The sequence below is a fragment of the Micromonospora sp. CPCC 205558 genome, from assembly GCF_036902955.1.
Lineage (GTDB): Bacteria > Actinomycetota > Actinomycetes > Mycobacteriales > Micromonosporaceae > Micromonospora.
In genome coordinates this window covers 542,704-559,870 of record NZ_JBAKHR010000001.1, presented here as the reverse complement: position 1 = coordinate 559,870, position 17,167 = coordinate 542,704, and the positions used below count along the sequence as shown (strand labels likewise).

Below are 17,167 nucleotides of genomic sequence, written 5' to 3'. Positions count from 1 at the left end.
CGGCACCAACTCCATCAACGACATCACCCCGGTGCTGAACAAGGAAACCGGCAAGGCCGACGCCTACCACTCCGTGGAGATCAGCAGCCCGGACGCTGACGCCAAGCAGACCGACCAACTGCGCGCCGACATCGTCCGCACCGTGGACGACGGCCGGGCCGTGGTCGCGAACATCGCCGGCACCAGCACCGACACCGACGGCGTCAGCCACTCCTACGAGGGCGGGCACTACATCAGCGTCGTCGGCTACCGCGACGGCGGGAACGTAGTCAAGATCGCCGACTCCGCCAACCCGAACACCGCCTCCTACGAGGTCACCGTCGAGCACCTCGCCGACTGGATCGCCACCCGCGGCTACGCCACCAGCTGACAACCAACACCCCGCACGACACGAAGGGCCGGACCCCACCACGGGGCCCGGCCCTTCGGCATGACCGGGTCACTGTCCACGCGCCCACAATCTCGAACGAAGTCGAGCTGACCAGGCCACCGGCCAGCCACCCATCACACCAAGCCGCCCCCGACAGGCCACCCCGCCGCCCCAGTCGCGGGACCGCCTCGCTGACCGAGCCACAGACCCACCCCACCGACCCAGCCACGCACCCACCTCGCCGACCGAGCCACAGACCCACCCCACCGACCCAGTCACGAGACCACCTCGCCGACCGAGCCACAGGCTCACCCCACCGACCGAGTCACAGGTCCTTTGGAGCTGATGTCGTAGACGAATCAGGCATGGCCGACGAGCCGCGGGTGATTCGTTCACGACATCAGCTCCAAAGGGGCCGAACAAGGATGCCGGGGGTCGAGCCCGCGTTCCGCGGGATGGTCCCGAGGGTGGTCGCGAGGGCGGTCGCGAGGGCGGTCGCGAGGCGTCCCGGTCGGCCAGGCAAGGGCTCAACCCACCATGGGGCCCGGCCCTTTCGTCGTCGTCATGTCCACCAATTGCGCCACGTATTGACAAGTTTCGACATCAGGGTGACGCTTGAACCTCTGAGAGCGCTCTCTCGCAATGGCCCAACCGGCCACCACCAGTCTGGCCAGGACACACTCCGCTGTCTTCGGCGGCGGCGCCGGAGTTGCCCCCTGACCCGTCCCCCCGACAGGAGTCACGATGGACAGGGCCGCACCCCTCTCCGGCATCCCCCGCCGACTGCGCCTCGCCACGGCGATCGGCGCCCTGCTGGTGCTACTCGGCACGTACCTGGTCTCCGCCACCGAGCGGGCCGACGCCGCACCCGGAGGAGCTGGCGCCGACTTCGGCGTCAACGTCATCCGGGTCGCCGAGTTCCCCGCCGACTGCACCTACAGCCACCGACTGCCGGACGACCCGATCATCTTCCCCGGGCTGCCCGGGGCCTCGCACATGCACAGCTTCTTCGGCAGCACGGTGACGAACGCCAACACCACCCTCCCCGACCTGGTCAACTCCCCCACCACCTGCAACCCCCTGGTGGACGTCTCGTCGTACTGGGTGCCGACCCTGTACCGGGACAACGTCGCGGTGGAGCCGGCGATCGCCACGTTCTACTACCTGGGCGAGGGCGTACGCGCCGACGTGGTCGCGAACACCCAGCCGTTCCCGCAGGGGCTGCGGCTCGTCGCCGGCAACGCGAAGGCCACCGGGCCGAACGACAGCATCGCCCGCTGGTCGTGCCTGCACGCCGGGCACGTGCCGCCGTCGAAGGACTTCGTCAACTGCCCGTCCGGCACCATGCTGGAGTCGTACCTGGACTTCCCGCAGTGCTGGAACGGTCGCGACCTCGACTCACCGGACCACAAGAGCCACCTGGCGTACCCGGTGAACCAGGCCTGCCCGAGCACCCACCCGGTGCACGTGCCCAAGTTGCGGCAGGTGCTGCGGTACCCGGTCACCGGTGACCCGTCGCGGTTCCGGCTCGCCTCCGGACCGGGCTACACAATGCACGGCGACTTCTTCAACGCCTGGCCGGTGGCCGAGCTGGCCCGCCGGGTCCAGGACTGCATCCGTCCCGTCATCAAGTGCGGTCACGACGGCCGACCGATCTGAGCGACAGGTTCACACCGGTGGCGGGTCCGGTCAGCCCGGGCCCGCCACCCCGGGGTGGGAAGGGAGTCGGATGCGACAGCCCACGGCGTCCACGCTGCTGATCGCCGTGCTGCTCGTCACCGGCTGCGCCGCCGGGCCACGGGACGCGGCCAGCACCAGCACACCGTCCGTGACCGCGCCACCGGCGACGACAGAGCCGGCACCCACGGGTACGGCGAAACTGTTCAACCCTACCGACACCGCCTGGCTGCAACTGGCCGTGGCGATGACCGAACGCCTGCTGCCCGTACTCGATCTGGTGCCGGCATGCACCACCGACCCGGCCTGGCGGCGCACTGCCGCCCAGCTGGCGGCCGCCCAGCGCGCTCAACTGGACGCCGCCCACCGACTACTGGTCGAGTCCGCCGCGCCAACGACTAATCCGCACGAGGGGCACGACATGCCGGGCATGGTGACCCCTGCGGAGTTGACCGCGCTGCGGTCGGCCACCGGGGTGCCGTTTCACCGTCTGCTCGTCGCGCACCTGCGGGCGCACCTGGCGCAGTCGGTCCGGGTCGCCGTCGCAGAGCAGCAGAACGGAAGCCAGCCGGCGACCGTCGCGCTGGCTGCCGCCGTGGTCCGGCGCGGCACCGCCGACCTCGCCCGGCTCGACAAGCTCGACCCGCCCGGAACGCAGCCGGCAACCGGTCACCGAGATCAGACAGCCGGCGAGACTCAGCCGGCGTAGCGGGCGGCGAGGTCGACGACGCGGCGGGCGGCGGCCACCATCGCGCGGTCGGCGAACCGGCCGTCGGGCAGCACCACGGTCCCCGAGTCGCGCTGGTGTGCGTCCGCCACGGCGGCCAGCAGCTCGGCGGCGCGGGCCACCTCCCGCTCGGTCGGTCGGAACGCCTCGACGATCACCGGAAGCTGGCGTGGGTGGATAGCCGCCCGGCCGAGGAAGCCGAGCCGTCGACCCGCCGCGCAGGAGGCGGCCAGACCGGTGAGGTCGACAACATCGGCGTACACCGACATGGCCGGCGGGGGCAGACCGGCCGCGCGGGCCGCGACCACCACCCGGCCGCGCGCCCAGAGCAGCCCGTCGTCGTCGCTCACCCCCAGATCCGAGCGGAGGTCGGCCTCACCGAGCCCGATCGAGGCCACCGCCGGGTGGGCGGCAGCGATCGGGTACGCGGCCTCCAGCCCGGCCGCCGACTCGATCAGCGGGTGCAGGGGCACGTCGACGCGCTCGGCGAGGGCCGTCAGCGCGGCGGCCGACTCGACCTTCGGCAGCCGCAGCCCGGCCAACCCGGGTCGGCCGGCAACCGCCGCCAGGTCGGCGTCGAGGTCCGGGCCGGTCAGCTCGTTGACCCGGACCTGCACGGGCACCGGGTGCGCCTCGGCGAGGAACTCGGCGACCGCGTCCCGGGCGTACGCCTTGCGGCCGGCGACCACGGCGTCCTCCAGGTCGAGGATGACCGCGTCGGCACCCGAGGCGAGCGCCTTGGCGAACCGGTCCGGGCGGTCACCGGGCACGTAGAGCCAGCTCAACAGCATCAGAGCACCCCCCGCTCGCGCAGCGCGGCCAACTCCTCGGCGCTCAGGCCGAGCGCGCCGAAGACCGAGTCGGTGTCCTGCCCGTGCCGCCGGCCGGCGTGCCGGATCTCGCCCGGCGTCTCGGCGAGCCGGAACGGCACGTTCTGCATCCGCACCTCGCCCAGTTCCTCGTCCGGCACGGTCCGGACGGTGCCCAGCGCGGCGTACTGCGGGTCGGTCAGGATGTCGCGCACGTCGTAGACGGGCGCGACAGCGGCCTGTGCCTCCTCGAACGCGGCCACCACCTCGTCGCGGTCCCGCTGCGCCACCCAGGCGCTCACCGCCGCGTCCAACTCGTCGGCGTGGGCGGCCCGGCCGCTGCCGGTGGCGAACCACGGCTCGTCGACCAGCTCACCGCGACCGACCAGCCGCAACACCCGCTCGGCGATGCTCTGCGCGCTGGTGGAGACCGCCACCCAGCGCCCGTCGGCACACCGGTAGGTGTTGCGCGGGGCGTTGTTGTTGGACCGGTTGCCCAGCCGGGGCTGGAGGTAGCCGAGCTGGTCGTACCAGGTGATCTGCGGCCCGAGCATCGCCATGATCGGCTCGATGATGGCGAGGTCGACCACCTGCCCTGTGCCGGTGACGTCGCGGGCCCGCAGGGCGAGCATCACCGCGTACGCGGCGGCGAGCGCGCTCACCGAGTCGGCCAGCCCGAACGGGGGCAGCGTCGGTGGCCCGTCGGGTTCCCCGGTAGCCGCCGCGAACCCGCTCATCGCCTCGGCGAGGGTGCCGAAGCCGGGCCGGCGGGCGTACGGGCCGACCTGCCCGAACCCGCTGATCCGGGTGATCACCAGCCGGGGGTTGACGGCGTGCAGCTCGGCCGGGCCGAGGCCCCACCGCTCCAGCGTTCCGGGGCGGAAGTTCTCCACCAGCACGTCGGTGTCGGCGAGCAGCCGGCGCAGCAACGCCGCGCCGTCCGGGTCGGACAGGTTGAGGGTGACGGTGCGCTTGTTGCGGCCGAGGACCTTCCACCAGAGCCCGACACCGTCACGGGCCGGGCCGTGCCCCCGCGACGGGTCCGGCTTGGCCGGATGCTCCACCTTGATCACGTCGGCGCCGAAGTCAGCGAGGAACGCCGCCGCGAGGGGCCCGGCGAAGAGGGTGGCCAGGTCGACGACCTTGACCCCGTCCAGTGGCGCGGTCACCGGGTCACCTCCGGCAGGTCGGCCGCGCAACGGAAGCCGACCTGTTCGGAGCGGGCCAGACCGGCGCCGGTGAGCAGCAGCTTCACCGAGACGTCCGCCGGTTGCGGGCCACCGTCGACATACCAGTCGGAGCCCTCCGCCCGGTACTGGGCGCCTCCCTTGAGGATGACGAACCGGGTACGACCGTCGGAGTGCTCGCTCTCGGTCAGGTTCCACACCAACGGTTCGCGGCGCACGAGCAGCCCCGCCTCGGCGGCGACCTGCCACTCGTCCTCGGTGGGCAGGCGCAGCCCGGCCCACGCCGCGTACGCCCGCGCGTCGGCCAGCTCGACCCCGGTCGCCGGGGCGTGGGCCGGACCGGAGCCGGCGGTGAATCGTTCCGGGCGCACCGGAACGTAGCCGGTGGCGCGCAGGAACTCGGCGTACTCGCCGTGGGTGACCTCGTGCACGGCGATGGCGAACCGGTCGAGCCGCACACTGCGCCGCAACGTCCCGGGGTGGTGCAGCCGGGGCGGCAGTGGCTTCCACTCGTCGACGTAGGGGGCCTCGCCGTACAGCCCGGTCTCCCGTACCCGGTGCCGGACGACCAGGTCGTACCGGCCGCCCTCGACGGCGACCAGGCCCGGCGGCACCTGCGGTCGGGGCGCCCACGGCGTGCGGACGCGCACCGCGGCGCGGGCCGGGAAGGACGGGTCGCCGCTCGGCGGCTCGTGCCGGTGCGCGGTGGCGACTCCACGCGTCACGGCGGCGATCGCGCCGGCCGGGAGCGGGCCGCCCACCGCCAACCGACCGTCGGCGGTCTCGGTGACGCTCAGCTCGGCACCGGTGACCAGGTCGACGAAGTGTCGGCCGGCGTTCGGGTCGGTGAGCAGCCACGGACCGTCGTGGTCCGCGCCCCGGTTCACTACCGTCCACAAGGGCTCGTCGTCGTGCGTCCAGCGGGACGCGTACACCTGGCCGTCGCCGGGATGGTCGGCCAGCGGCACCCAGTCCTCGGCGCGCAACCACGCGGCGTGGCTGGCCTGCACCCGGCGCATCGCCCGCAGCACCGCGCGGTCCCGTTCGTTCCAGCCGACCCAGACGCCGAAGACGCTCTCCCAGACCAGCACGCCGACGCCGTTGAGCCAGGCGGAGTGCAGCTCGTCGAGGTGGTCGCGGTGCCAGCGCCGGGTGTGGTGCAGCACGTGCCGTCGCTCGAACCACTTCGCCCGCAGCACGCCGGGCACCTCGGAGTCGGCGAACCACTGTGCCCAGGACATCGCGTGGTCGGCGATGCGGGCCAGCGGCACCCGGCTCTCGCCCTCCAGGACCATGCCGGGGCGCACCGCGTCCAGCGCGGCGCGCAACTCCCCGGCGCCCTCCTTGAGGGTGTCCAGGAAGACCCCGTCGACGCCGAGCTTGCCAGCCAACGTGGCGACCTCCTCGGCGTCGCTGCCCGGCTCCCGCCGCGTGCCGGTGTCCCACGGGTTGTAGTCGACGAAGACCCGCACCCCACGCCGCTGGAACGCGCGCACCACCTCGGGCAGCTCCGGCACGTCCCGGTACCAGTCGAACTGGTTGCGGTCGTCGAGGCCGATCACCGGGTAGGCGTGCCAGAGCACGACTCCGTCGAAGCCGCCGAAGTCCCGTCCGGCCGCGTCGAGGAACTCGTCGACGGTGAAGACGCCGCGCTCGTGGTCGTAGAGGGTCTCGTCCCAGAGCCAGGCCAGGCAGACGCTGAAGCAGTCACCGGCGATCTCGTCGTAGTGCTCGCCGACGTAGCCGATCCGGGCCCGGGCGTCGGCCCGCCACCGGGTGATCTGCTCCCGCCAGGCGGGCCAGTCGGCCGGGTCGGCCGGCGCGGCGAAGATCTTCGCCTCGTCCAGGGTGCTCAGGTCGGCGTGCCCGCCCAACGGCACCTCGGTTGGCCGGTCGATGGGGCGCGGGACGTACGGGTTGAAGCTCACGGTGCACCTCGGTAGGTCGCGTCGTAGAGGGCGTCGATGGCCGGCCGGTCGGGCAGGGCGGTGGACGCTCCGGGCCGCTGGGCACAGGCCGCGCCGGCGGCGCAGGCCCAGCGCAGGCTGGCCGTGACGGTGTCCTCGCTGTTGGCGCCGCCCCGCTCGGCCCAGCCCACGGCGAGCGCGCCGGTGAACGCGTCCCCGGCGGCGGTGGTGTCCACGGCGTCGATCCGCGGCGCCGGGACCGTGACCCGCAGGCCGGACCGGTCGGCGTATCCGGCGCCGCGCGCGCCGAGGGTGAGGACCACCCGGGGCACCAGCTTCAGCAGGGCGTCGAGCAGCACCGGCGGGTCGTCGGAGGCGACCTCGGCGACGACCGCGGCCTCGTGCTCGTTGACCACCAGCACGTCGACCAGGTCGAGCAGTTCGGTGGGGAGCGCGGCGGCGGGCGCGGCGTTCAGCACCACTGTGGTGCCGTCGGCCCGGGCCCAGCCCGCCGCCTGGATCACGGCGGCCAGCGGCACCTCCAGTTGCAGCAGCAGCACGTCCGCTGCCGCGATCGTCGCCCGGTCGTCCGCGTCCAGCTCGGTCAGCGTGCCGTTGGCGCCGGGCGCGACCACGATGAAGTTCTCCGCGTCCCGGTCGACGGCGATCAACGCGACGCCGGAGGGGCCGGCGACGGTCCGCAGACCCCGGACGTCCACGCCGGCGTCCACGAGGCTCGCCCGCATCCGGGTACCGAACTCGTCGTCGCCGACCGCGCCGACGAAGTCGCAGGCGGCGCCGGCCCGGGCGGCGGCGACGGCCTGGTTGGCGCCCTTGCCGCCGGGTACGGTCCGGAAGTTCTCGCCGAGCACCGTCTCACCGGGGCGGGGCAGTCGCGCCGCCGTGACCACCAGGTCCAGGTTGCTGCTGCCCACCACCGCCACCCGCGCGCTCATGCCACGCTCCCTTCCGTGTTGCTCCCCGGCCGGGCCAGGGCGAGGGTCCGCTCGGCCAGCTCGTCGAAGCCGATCCCGTCGAAGCCGGCGATGCTGCTGGCCAGCCGGTTGCGCAGCGGGGCGACCCAGCGCTCCGGCAGGCCGGACGCGCCGGTGAGCGCACCGGTCACCGCGCCGACCGTCGCGCCGGTCGAGTCGGTGTCCCAGCCGCCGCTGACCACCGCCGTGATCGACCGTTCCAGGTCCCCCCGCCCGTACGCGAGGGCCGCGGCGACCAGCGCCGCGTTGTTGCGGACGTGCACCCAGTGCAGGTGGCCGTGTCGGGCGTACAGCTCGTCGACCACCTGCTCCCAGTCGTCGGTCCCCGCGCCGAGGGCGCGTGCCTCCCGGACCGTGGCGGCGAACCGGCTGCCCGGCGGCAGCACCGCCTCGGCCGCGTCCAGCACCTCGTCGACGGTGTCGGCCACCGGCGCGGCGGCGGCGAGCGCCGCCGCCCAGAGCGCACCGTGCACCCCACCCCGGACGTGGCTAACCGTCGCGTCCCGCACCGCCAGCTCGGCGGCGCGGTCCGGCCGGCCGGGGTTGACCCAGCCGTACACGTCGGTGCGGATCTGCGCGCCGATCCACTCCCGGAACGGGTTGTGCCGGCGGGCGCTCTGCGGCGGCGGGTACCCGAGCAGCAGGTTGCGGTAGGCCACCCGCTCGGCGGTGAAGACCCGCCCGCCGGGCAGCCAGTCCAACCACGCCTGCGCCACGTCGGCGCTGGTGAAGCCCCGACCGTGCGTCTCCAGCACGCGCAGGGCCAGCAACGCGTAGTTCAGGTCGTCGTCCTCGGGCATCCCGTCGATGTTCTCGGCGAGGCTGGTCGGCGCGCTGCGCCGGTTCCACGGCCAGCGGGCGGCGACGTCGGCCGGGAGTCCCTTCGCGGTGAACCAGTCGCGCAGTGGCCACCGGTCGGTAGCGGTGAGGATCTGCCGGATGCCCTCGCGGGGAATCTTCTCCACCGGCTTGCCGAGCAGGCAGCCGACCGCCCGGCCGAGCCAACCGCCGTGCAGCCGGTCGTACGCCGCCTCGGTCGGCAGCGACCAGGTGGCCGGCCAGCCGGCGCGCAGCGTCGCCAGGTCGTCGGCCTCGTCGGCGGTGTCGACGGCGGGCAACGCGTCGGCGACGTCCAGCAGCTGCGTCGCGAGGGCCCGCAGCTGCGGCGACGCCGGGGTGGCCGACGCCCCGCTGACCGGCGGGGTCAGATCCCCGCCGGCCGCCGTCCACTGCTCGGCGAGGGCGGCGACGTCGCGCCCCTCGTCCCGGCTGGCCGCCAGCTCGTGCGGCAGGAGGTCCTCCGGTTGAACCCAGGTGATCCTCACCGGGTCTCGCCCCCAGCCCCCCGGGTGGCACCGGTGGCCAACCCGGCGAAACGCTCCGCGCGTCGGGCGAACCGGGCCTGGTCGCGCTCGAAGACCTCGCCGGCCACCGCCGCGAGGACCCGGGCCGGCTCCACCAGGTCGGTCTTCGAGGCGGTGGCGACCACCTCGGACCACTCCGCCGGCACCGCGTCGGCGCCACCGAGCGCCCCGGCGATGGCGGCGGCCATGGTGGCTGTGGAGTCGGCGTCCCGGCCGTAGTTGACCGAGCCGAGCACCGCGGCCCGGAAGTCGCCGCCGGCCACCACGAGCATGCCGAGAGCCACCGGCAGTTCCTCGATGGCGTGCAGACGACTGGGCCGCCGCGCGCCGAGGCCAGGGCTGCGGTACTCCTCCCCCACCGTGTCATACGGGGCGACCGCCGCACGCAGCGCCGGGATCGCCTGCTTCCAGTCGTGGTGCCCGCGGGCCTCCTTGACCACCGCGTCGATGGCCGCGCGGGTGCCGTCGCGGGCCAGGTCCAGCGCCGCCGCGACGACGTCCTCGACGCCCGCGCCGGGAGTCGCGGCCGCCGCGACCGAGGCCGCGAAGACCGCGGCGGCCTCCCGCCCGTAGCTGTGCTGGTGCGCGCCGGCGATCTCCACCGCCTCGGCGTACGCCCCGGCCGGATCGCCCGCGTTGACGATGCCGACCGGGGCCATGTACATGGCCGCGCCACAGTTGACGATGTTGCCGACGCCGGCCTCGCGGGGGTCCGCGTGGGCGTGGTGCAGTCGGGTGACCAGCCACCGTTCGGCGGCGGCGAGCCGGTGGAAGGTCACCCCGTCGCGCTCCAGGTCGGGGATGTACACCACCCGCTCGATCAGGTCGGGAACCAGCAGCTCCACCACGTCGTACGCGTCGAGGTGGTCCCGTTTGGCCGCGTACGCGCGAACCAGGGCGTGGGTCATCAACGTGTCGTCGGTGATGTGCCCGTCGCCCTTGTGGTAAGGCGCGAGCGGTCGCGCGGTGGCCCAGTCGGCGTGGTACGGGGGCACGATGCCCTCGACCCAGCCGCCGAAGCGGGCCCGGATCTGCTCGGGCAGCGCCGTCTCGGTGGCGCCACCCAGGGCGTCTCCGACCGCGGCGCCGACCAGGCAACCGACCGATGTGTCGAGCAAGAGTGACATGTCGTTACCTCAGAACCTGCTTGCCACCGTCGACCAGCTGCGTGGCGAGCTGATCGAGGGTGATCTTGTTGGCGAAGTACTGCTGGAGGGCCGGGGTGGCGTACTTGGTCTTCCACTCCGGATAGCCGTCGGCCTGCTGGAACGGGGCGACGGTCAGGTCCGTTGCGCTGTCCGCGGCGACGTCCCAGCCCTGCTTTCCGGCGGTGAGCTTGACCAGTTCCTCGTTGGCCTGCTTGCCGGTCGGCACCAACCAGTCGCCCTTGGCCAGGGCTGCCATGTTGGTCGGGTTCAGGAAGTACTCCAGGAACTGCGCGGCCTGCTTCCTGTGCTTGCTGTCCTCGGAGATCGACAGCGTCTGCGGGTTGGCGGCCTGCTTGCTGGAGAGTCCCTTGATCGGGGGCAGGGTGACCCACTCGAAGCCGGCCGGTGCCTGCTCGACCATCTGCTGGCGCAGCGACACCGAGCCGGGCAGCATCGCGTACTTGCCGCCGAAGAAGCCGGGCAGGGTGTCCGCGCCGCTCATGCCGAGCGCCTCCGGGGAGGCGGACTTGGCGGTGTAGATCATGTCGTGGATCCGCTTCGGGATCTCCTTCTCCGCGTCACCGACCTTGACCTCGGTGCGCCCACCGTCTTCGTAGAAGAACTTGCCGTCGTAGTTGAGCGCCAGGTTCAGCACCCGGTTGGTCGGCGACTTCAGGGCCCAGGCCGCGCCGTACTGGCCGGGCTTGGTGAGCTTCTGCGCGTTGGCCTGGAACTCGTCCCAGGTCCAGCCCCCGTCGACCGGGGGCACCGCGACACCGGCGTCGTCGAGCAGCTTCTTGTTGGCGATGACGACCTGCGACTCCAGCAGGAACGGCACACCGGTGACCTTGCCGTCGACGGTGGCGGTGTCCCAGATGCTCTTGTCGATCTGGCCCTTGAGGTCTGCGGAGACCAGGTCGGAGAGGTCGGCCAGGTAGCCCTGCTTGCTGAACTCGCCGATCGAGGACGCCTCGTAGTGCACGATGTCCGGTGCGTCGCCGCCCTCGAACGAGGTGAGCAGCTGGTCGTGCACCGAGTTCCAGTCACCCTGGACGTACTCGACCTGGATGTCCGGGTGCTCGGCGTTCCACTTGGCGACCAGGTCCTTGTTGACCTGCAACGACTCCTTCTGCCAGGCGAGGCTGAGGAAGCGCAGCTTGACCGGGCCGGAGGTGGCCTCGTCGTCGCCGCCGGCACCGCACGCGGTGAGCGCGCCGAGGCCGATGACCGTGACCGCGGCGGCCGCCGCGAGTCGACGGAATCGGGTAGGGAGCATGGGGGGTTACCTCCTTGGTGATGGTGGTTGGGGGGACGGTTAGCCCTTGACCGCGCCCGCGAGCGACCCGGACGAGAGCCGGCGCTGCATGAACGCGAAGAAGATCAGGCTGGGCAGCGTGGCCAGCAGTGAGCCGGCGGCCAGTGGCCCCAGCCGGGCGGTGCCCTCGATGCCGACGAAGCGGGCCAACGCCACCGGCAGGGTGGCCAGCTCCGGGGTCTTGATCAGCACCAGTGCGAAGAAGAACTCGTTCCAGGCCGAGATGAAGGAGAACAGCGCGGTCGCGACCAGACCCGGGGCGAGCAGCGGGAAGACCACCCGCCGCAGGACCTGCACCCTTGTCGCGCCGTCGACCGAGGCGGCCTCCTCCAGTTCCCTCGGAATGTTGCGGACGAAGCCCTGCAGCATCCACAGCGCGAACGGCAGCGCCCAGACCACGTAGATCAGCACCAGCCCGGCGTGCGTGTTGGCCAGGCCGACCTGCCGCAGCACCAGGAAGATCGGGATGATCAGCAGCACGAACGGGAAGAGCTGGGACAGCAGCACCCAGCCCAGCGCGGCGGTGCCGAGCTTGGAGCGGAACCGGGCCAACGCGTACGACGCCGGCATGGCGACCAGCACGGTCAGCACCGCCGAGGCGAGGGAGACCTGGAGGCTGTTGAGCGCCGCCCGGCCCAGCTCCTGCTCGGTGAAGGCCTGCACGAAGTTCTGCAGGGTCGGGTTGTCCGGGATCAACGTCGGGTGCAGGCGTACCAGTTCGCGCGGCGGTTTGAACGCCGTGGAAAGCAGCCAGACCAGCGGGAACCCGAGGAAGATCAGGTAGCCGGCGAGCGCCAGGTACTGAAGCGTCCGGCTCGTGCGGCTCGGTTTTCCGAACATGTCAGTTCGCCTCCCTGAGCCGGCGACGGAGATAGACAGCGAGCAGCGCGACGATGATCACGACCATGACGTTGCCGAGCGCCGCCGCGTAGCCGTAGTTGCCGTAGCGGAACGCCTCCTCGTACGCGAAGAGCATCGGCAGCATCGTCTTGCCGCCCGGTCCACCCGCGGTCAGCACGTAGACCAGGCCGAACGAGTTGAAGTTCCAGATGAAGTCCAGCGAGGTGATCGCCACGATCACCGGCGCCAGCGCGGGCAACGTGACGTGCCGGAACCGGTGCCAGGTGCTCGCCCCGTCCACCGCCGCCGCCTCGTGCAGCTCGCGACCCACACCCTGCAGACCGGCGAGCAGGACGACGGTGGTCTGCGGCATACCCGCCCAGACCCCGACGATGATCACCGCGGGCAGGGCGGTGCTGAAGTCGCCCAGCCAGTTCGTCCGCAGCCCGTCGGCGCCGACGCGGTGGAAGAACTCGTTGATCAGGCCGGCGTCGGGGTGGTAGACGAGCTTCCACAGGATGCCGACCACGACCGGGGGCATCGCCCACGGCACGACGGCCAGCACCCGGGCCACACCTCGGAACCGCAGTTGCTGGTTGAGCAGCAGCGCCAGCCCGAGGGCGAGCAGGAACTGCAACACCGTCACCCCGACCGCCCAGAGCAGGCCGATCTTGAACGAGTTCCAGAACAGCTCGTCGCCGAGGAGTTCCCGGTAGTTGGCCAGGCCGGTGAAGCTGACCTCGACGTTGCGTCCGGCGCGGGCGTCGGTGAAGCCGAGGTAGATGCCCCGCAGCAGCGGGAACACCGACAGCAGCAGGATCGGCAGCAGCGACGGCAGCAACAAAAGGTAGATGGTGGTGCGGTCGGAGCGGAACCGGTTCGGCCGACGGGCCGACCCGGCCCGTTCGACGTCCGGCCGCTCGGTCAGGGTGGTCATGCGGTCACCCCTTCGCTGGACGGGTGGGTGGTCGGTGGGCCGGGCGGCCCGGTGGCGGGTCGGGGGGCCGGCAGTGTCGCGGCGCTGGACGCGCGGACGACGAGGTTTGGGGGCACCTGCTCGCGCCGCGGCGGCAGGGCGGCGTCGGCAATGCGTTGCAGGAGCAGTTCGGCGGCCCGGCGGCCACGCTCAGCCGAGCCGAGCGAGACGCTGGAGAGCTGGGGAAACATCATTCGGGCCAGTTCGGTGTCGTCCATGCCGACCAGGGCGACGTCCTGCGGCACCCGGCGACCGGCGACCAGCAGGGCGTGCAGCGCGCCGACCGCGATGAGGTCGTTGGCGCAGACCAGGGCGTCCGGGTCGGCGCGGGCGAGGAGTCGCTCGGTGGCGGCACGTCCGGCCGCGTACTGGAAGTCGCCGACCTCGATCAGCTGGTCGTCGAGCGGGATGCCGTGTCGGGCCAGGGCGGCCCGGAATCCGGCGTCGCGGGCAGCGCCCGGGACGGTGTCGAGCGGGCCGTTGACGAACCCGATCCGCCGGCGGCCGGTGGCGACGAGATGGTCCACGGCCAGCGCCACACCGTGCCGTGAGTCGGTACGCACGTTGTCGATCGGAGCGTCCGCGGCGAGTTGGCCGACGACCACCACCGGCACCGGACTGTCGGTCAGCGCGGTGAGGTGCTCGTCGGTGACCCGGATCGGCGAGACGATCATCCCGTCCACGTAGCGGTTGGCCAGCCGCCGCAGCAGGGCGGTCTCGTTGTCGATCCGCCCGCCGGTGGCGTGCACCAGCAGTTGCCGCCCGGAGGACGCGACCACGGCCTCGATGGCGCGCATCATCTCCACGTAGACCGGGTTGCCGATGTCCTCCACCGCCAGCGCGACGAGACCGGTGCGTTGGGACTGCAACGACCGGGCGATCGCGTTGGGCACGTAGCCCACCTCGGCCGCCGCCTCGCGGACCTTGCGGATCGTCTCGGGGCTGCCGCCGACGCCGTTGAGCACCCGCGAGGCGGACGCGATGGAGACGCCGGCGCGGGCGGCGACGGTGTGCACCGTGGGCCGGCCGTCCGCCGGTTCCTGTAAACGTTTACGACCCACGTCCGGCACCTCCACCCGATAGCTGTAAACGTTTCCGGGGAGTCTGCTCCGCAAGCGCAGGAGAGGTCAACCCCCCGTTACGAAAACGTTTCCAACCCCCACCCCCCTGCCCCCCACCCCACCCCCACCGCGTTGATCATGAAGTTATTGCCACGACACGCCGCGGCGGAGGGCAACAACTTCATGATCAACGGTTCAGGTGAGGGTGGGGTGGGGTGGGGTGGGGTGGGGTGGGGGGCAGCCGTAGGGGGAACTTTCTGTTTGGCCAGCGGGAGCGGAGTCTGCGGTCGTGGCTGGCCACGACGATGGCACCCGGGCCGGCACCCAGGGCGTCCTCCAGCTCGTCGCAGAGCGTCGGCGAGAGGTGGTTGGTGGGCTCGTCGAGCAGGAGCAGCTCCGGCGGATCGGCGACGAGCACCGCCAGGGCGAGTCGACGGCGCTGTCCCACCGACAGGTCGGCCACCGGGCGGTCGAGGTCCGCCGGGGCGAGCAGCCCGAGGGATGACAGCGGTACGACCTCGGCCCGCTCCACGCCGACGGCCGCGTCGAAGACCTGCCGGGCCGTCCGTCGCGCATCCGCGAAGACGGTGTCCTGGGCGAGCAGGCCGACCCGCAGATCCGGTCGTCGCCAGAGCGCTCCGGCACCGACCAGGTGGCCGGCGAGCACGGCGAGCAGAGTCGACTTGCCCGTGCCGTTGGGGCCGGTCACCAACAACCGGTCGCGAGACCTGATCTCCAGGTGCGCCACCCGCAGTCGGCCGGGAACCTCCAGCCGCTCCGCCGTGACGATGACTCCGTCGCTGTCGCCGACGGCGAGCGCCGGCGCGTGGAAGCGCAACGGCTCCGGCGGAACCGGAACGGGGTCGCGCTCGATCGTCTCCAATCGACGGACAACGTCGCGGACGCGACGGGAAATCTGGTTCTGGACACGGCCCGCGGTGTGCCCGTACCCCATTTTCTCGCTGTCGCGCGGGCCCCGGCCGTGGGCGACCTGGTGCCCGGTCACGGCGGCGGCCTCGCGCAGTTCGGCGAGGAGCGACTGCTCGTCGTCGTAGCGCCGGCGCCACCGTTGCGCCTCGGCCCGCTTCGCCGTCAGGTACGCGGTGTAGCCGCCACCGAAGCGGACCGGCCCGCCGACCGCCGGGTCCAGGTCGATGAGATCGGTGCAGACCGCGTCCAGGAAGGCCCGGTCGTGACTGACCACCAGGACCACCCCCGGCACGGCACGAAGCTGGTCCTCGCAGAACGCCGCCGCCGCGTCGTCGAGATGGTTGGTGGGCTCGTCGAGCAGCAGCGCGCTCGGCCGGCGGATCAGCATCGCCGCGAGGGCGAGCCGGCCACGTTGCCCGCCGGAGAGCGCGCCCACCATGCGGTCATGGGACAGCCCGCCGAGACCGAGGCCGTCGAGGACCGTGCGGGCACGCCGGTCGGCGTCCCAGGCGTCGCGGTCCTGCGCCCGTTCCAGCACCTCGCCGTACGCGGCCAGCAGCCAGTCGTGCTGCTCGGTGCCCTCCACCGAGTCGGCGAGCGCGACGCCGATCCGGTCCAGCTCGGCGAGGTCGGCGCGAGCCTCGCGCAGCGCGTCGTCGAGGACGGCGGCGATGGTGGTGGATGCTCGCAGCGGCATTTCCTGGTGCAGGAAGCCGACGTCCGGTGGGCGCGTGACGGTGCCGGAGTCGGGTACGTCGACGCCGGCGAGGACCCGCAGCAGTGTCGTCTTGCCGGTGCCGTTCTCACCGATCAGGCCGATCCGGTGGCCGGGCGCGGCGGTCAGGGAGACGCCGTCGAGCACCCGGCGGTCGCCGCGGACCCGCACGAGGTCATGGGCGATGAGAGCAGGTCGAACAGACATGGGGAACCTCGGAGAACGACGATCCGGGGCGCACACCGGCACCCCGGCGGAAGCAGGACATGACGACGGAGGCCGCAGCGACAAAGGCGCGATCACGCGCCCGTCGGCGGCCGGTCCGGGTGCTCACCCGGAGATGTCGTCGTCACCTGCCACGCCTGCTCCGATCTCCCAAAACTCCGGCGCAACAATAACCGTGCTGGCGTCGGCTCAGCTTCCGCCCATGCTCGACGAGCTGTTGTCGGACGGGCAGATCCTGGCACGATCAGGCCGTCCGGGCACCTGCCCGCAGGGAGTCGATGGTGAGGTCGAGGGCCGCTTCCAGGTGGTCGGTCTTTCCGGTGGCGAGCAGCAGGAGTACGCCGCCCTGGATGCCGGCGAGCAGCGCCGCGGCGGCGCGGTCGGCGTCCACGTCTGCGGAGATGTCCCCGGTCGACTGCATGTGCCGGACGCCGTCGGCGATCGCGTTCTGCCAGCGCCACATGAGCCCGGTCACGATCGCCTGTGCGCCGGGCGCCCGCCGCCCGGTCTGGCCGAGCAGACCGTTGAGCGGGCATTTCACCCCCTGCGCCCGGTAGCGCTCGATCAGTCGGTCGCGCCAGGCGAGCCAGGCCGGCCAGGACGTCAGGTTGCTGAGCATCGGCTCCTGGTCGAGCAGGACCTGGTCGGCCTCGTGCTGGGCCACCGCGAGCAGCAGTTCGTCCTTTCCGTCCGGAAAGTAGTGGAAGAGCTGCCCCTTGCTGGTGCCGGTGTGCGCCATCACGTCCTCAAGGCGTACCTCGTCGACGCCGCGCTCGCGGATCTCGGCCGCCGCGCCGGCGACGATCCGCGCTCGCGTCGCCTCGCCCTTGCGGGTCAACGCCCGTGTCATGGGACCTCCTGCTCTGGGCCTGCGGGTCCGACCCTATCTCGGTTTTTGGACTTGCAGGTCCATTTTTGCCG

Annotated in this window: 15 protein-coding genes; 3 read left to right on the top strand and 12 right to left on the bottom strand. The window is 72.3% G+C overall.

All coding sequences use genetic code 11. The features are described 5' to 3' along the window. The 3 genes from V6U86_RS02380 to V6U86_RS02370 form a co-directional block, all read left to right on the top strand. Positions 1–370: C39 family peptidase (locus V6U86_RS02380; RefSeq protein WP_334497839.1), on the top strand; the 370-nt coding region annotated here is incomplete at its 5' end. Between the two features lie 744 nt (positions 371–1,114). After that, on the top strand, positions 1,115–2,029 hold the full coding sequence (locus V6U86_RS02375; protein ID WP_334497837.1) for a DUF1996 domain-containing protein: 915 nt from the start codon (positions 1,115–1,117) through the stop codon (positions 2,027–2,029). A gap of 70 nt (positions 2,030–2,099) precedes the next feature. Beyond that, positions 2,100–2,756 (top strand): DUF305 domain-containing protein, encoded by a 657-nt coding sequence (locus tag V6U86_RS02370; RefSeq protein WP_334497835.1) that lies wholly within the window; start codon positions 2,100–2,102, stop codon positions 2,754–2,756. Here V6U86_RS02370 and V6U86_RS02365 read toward each other — a convergent pair. From V6U86_RS02365 to V6U86_RS02310, 12 genes are all read right to left on the bottom strand, one after another. Beyond that, positions 2,744–3,565 carry an HpcH/HpaI aldolase/citrate lyase family protein gene (locus tag V6U86_RS02365; protein WP_334497833.1) on the bottom strand — a complete coding sequence of 274 codons (822 nt, stop codon included), beginning with the start codon at positions 3,563–3,565 and terminating at the stop codon, positions 2,744–2,746. The two genes, V6U86_RS02370 and V6U86_RS02365, sit on opposite strands and share 13 nt — an antisense overlap. Further along, positions 3,565–4,752, bottom strand: coding sequence for a CaiB/BaiF CoA transferase family protein (locus V6U86_RS02360; RefSeq protein WP_334497831.1), 1,188 nt, complete (start codon positions 4,750–4,752; stop codon positions 3,565–3,567). Before V6U86_RS02360 ends, V6U86_RS02365 begins: the two co-directional genes overlap by 1 nt. Next, positions 4,749–6,698 carry an SUMF1/EgtB/PvdO family nonheme iron enzyme gene (locus tag V6U86_RS02355; RefSeq protein WP_334497829.1) on the bottom strand — a complete coding sequence of 650 codons (1,950 nt, stop codon included), beginning with the start codon at positions 6,696–6,698 and terminating at the stop codon, positions 4,749–4,751. Before V6U86_RS02355 ends, V6U86_RS02360 begins: the two co-directional genes overlap by 4 nt. Continuing rightward, on the bottom strand, positions 6,695–7,633 hold the full coding sequence (locus V6U86_RS02350) for a ribokinase (RefSeq protein WP_334497827.1): 939 nt from the start codon (positions 7,631–7,633) through the stop codon (positions 6,695–6,697). The genes V6U86_RS02355 and V6U86_RS02350 overlap by 4 nt, the downstream gene beginning before the upstream one ends. After that, positions 7,630–8,997, bottom strand: a complete 1,368-nt coding sequence (locus V6U86_RS02345; RefSeq protein WP_334497825.1) for an ADP-ribosylglycohydrolase family protein — start codon at positions 8,995–8,997, stop codon at positions 7,630–7,632. Before V6U86_RS02345 ends, V6U86_RS02350 begins: the two co-directional genes overlap by 4 nt. After that, entirely contained in the window at positions 8,994–10,163 is a 1,170-nt protein-coding gene (locus V6U86_RS02340; protein ID WP_334497823.1) for an ADP-ribosylglycohydrolase family protein, read from the bottom strand. Before V6U86_RS02340 ends, V6U86_RS02345 begins: the two co-directional genes overlap by 4 nt. A gap of 4 nt (positions 10,164–10,167) precedes the next feature. Continuing rightward, positions 10,168–11,460 carry an ABC transporter substrate-binding protein gene (locus V6U86_RS02335; RefSeq protein WP_334497821.1) on the bottom strand — a complete coding sequence of 431 codons (1,293 nt, stop codon included), beginning with the start codon at positions 11,458–11,460 and terminating at the stop codon, positions 10,168–10,170. A 39-nt stretch (positions 11,461–11,499) separates the two neighbouring features. Then, a complete protein-coding gene (locus V6U86_RS02330) occupies positions 11,500–12,339 on the bottom strand; it encodes a carbohydrate ABC transporter permease (RefSeq protein ID WP_238667634.1) in 840 nt (279 codons plus the stop codon). Position 12,340: 1 nt separating this feature from the next. Next, positions 12,341–13,276: a carbohydrate ABC transporter permease gene (locus V6U86_RS02325; protein ID WP_334497817.1), complete on the bottom strand. Its 936-nt coding sequence runs from the start codon at positions 13,274–13,276 to the stop codon at positions 12,341–12,343. Then, complete coding sequence (locus V6U86_RS02320) at positions 13,273–14,376, bottom strand: LacI family DNA-binding transcriptional regulator (RefSeq protein ID WP_334497815.1); 1,104 nt, start codon at positions 14,374–14,376, stop codon at positions 13,273–13,275. The genes V6U86_RS02325 and V6U86_RS02320 overlap by 4 nt, the downstream gene beginning before the upstream one ends. A 187-nt stretch (positions 14,377–14,563) precedes the next feature. Beyond that, complete coding sequence (locus V6U86_RS02315; protein WP_334497813.1) at positions 14,564–16,228, bottom strand: ABC-F family ATP-binding cassette domain-containing protein; 1,665 nt, start codon at positions 16,226–16,228, stop codon at positions 14,564–14,566. A gap of 262 nt (positions 16,229–16,490) precedes the next feature. Beyond that, positions 16,491–17,096, bottom strand: a complete 606-nt coding sequence (locus tag V6U86_RS02310) for a TetR/AcrR family transcriptional regulator (protein ID WP_334497811.1) — start codon at positions 17,094–17,096, stop codon at positions 16,491–16,493. Between the last annotated feature and the right edge of the window lie 71 nt (positions 17,097–17,167).

What these genes read in the sequence shown, in the direction of transcription:
- V6U86_RS02375 (WP_334497837.1), top strand. Translation starts at nt 1,115, where the DNA reads ATGGACAGGGCCGCACCCCTCTCCGGCATCCCCCGCCGACTGCGCCTC.
- V6U86_RS02370 (WP_334497835.1), top strand. Translation starts at nt 2,100, where the DNA reads ATGCGACAGCCCACGGCGTCCACGCTGCTGATCGCCGTGCTGCTCGTC.
- V6U86_RS02365 (WP_334497833.1), bottom strand. Translation starts at nt 3,565, where the DNA reads ATGCTGTTGAGCTGGCTCTACGTGCCCGGTGACCGCCCGGACCGGTTC.
- V6U86_RS02350 (WP_334497827.1), bottom strand. Translation starts at nt 7,633, where the DNA reads ATGAGCGCGCGGGTGGCGGTGGTGGGCAGCAGCAACCTGGACCTGGTG.
- V6U86_RS02340 (WP_334497823.1), bottom strand. Translation starts at nt 10,163, where the DNA reads ATGTCACTCTTGCTCGACACATCGGTCGGTTGCCTGGTCGGCGCCGCG.
- V6U86_RS02335 (WP_334497821.1), bottom strand. Translation starts at nt 11,460, where the DNA reads ATGCTCCCTACCCGATTCCGTCGACTCGCGGCGGCCGCCGCGGTCACG.
- V6U86_RS02330 (WP_238667634.1), bottom strand. Translation starts at nt 12,339, where the DNA reads ATGTTCGGAAAACCGAGCCGCACGAGCCGGACGCTTCAGTACCTGGCG.
- V6U86_RS02325 (WP_334497817.1), bottom strand. Translation starts at nt 13,276, where the DNA reads ATGACCACCCTGACCGAGCGGCCGGACGTCGAACGGGCCGGGTCGGCC.
- V6U86_RS02315 (WP_334497813.1), bottom strand. Translation starts at nt 16,228, where the DNA reads ATGTCTGTTCGACCTGCTCTCATCGCCCATGACCTCGTGCGGGTCCGC.
- V6U86_RS02310 (WP_334497811.1), bottom strand. Translation starts at nt 17,096, where the DNA reads ATGACACGGGCGTTGACCCGCAAGGGCGAGGCGACGCGAGCGCGGATC.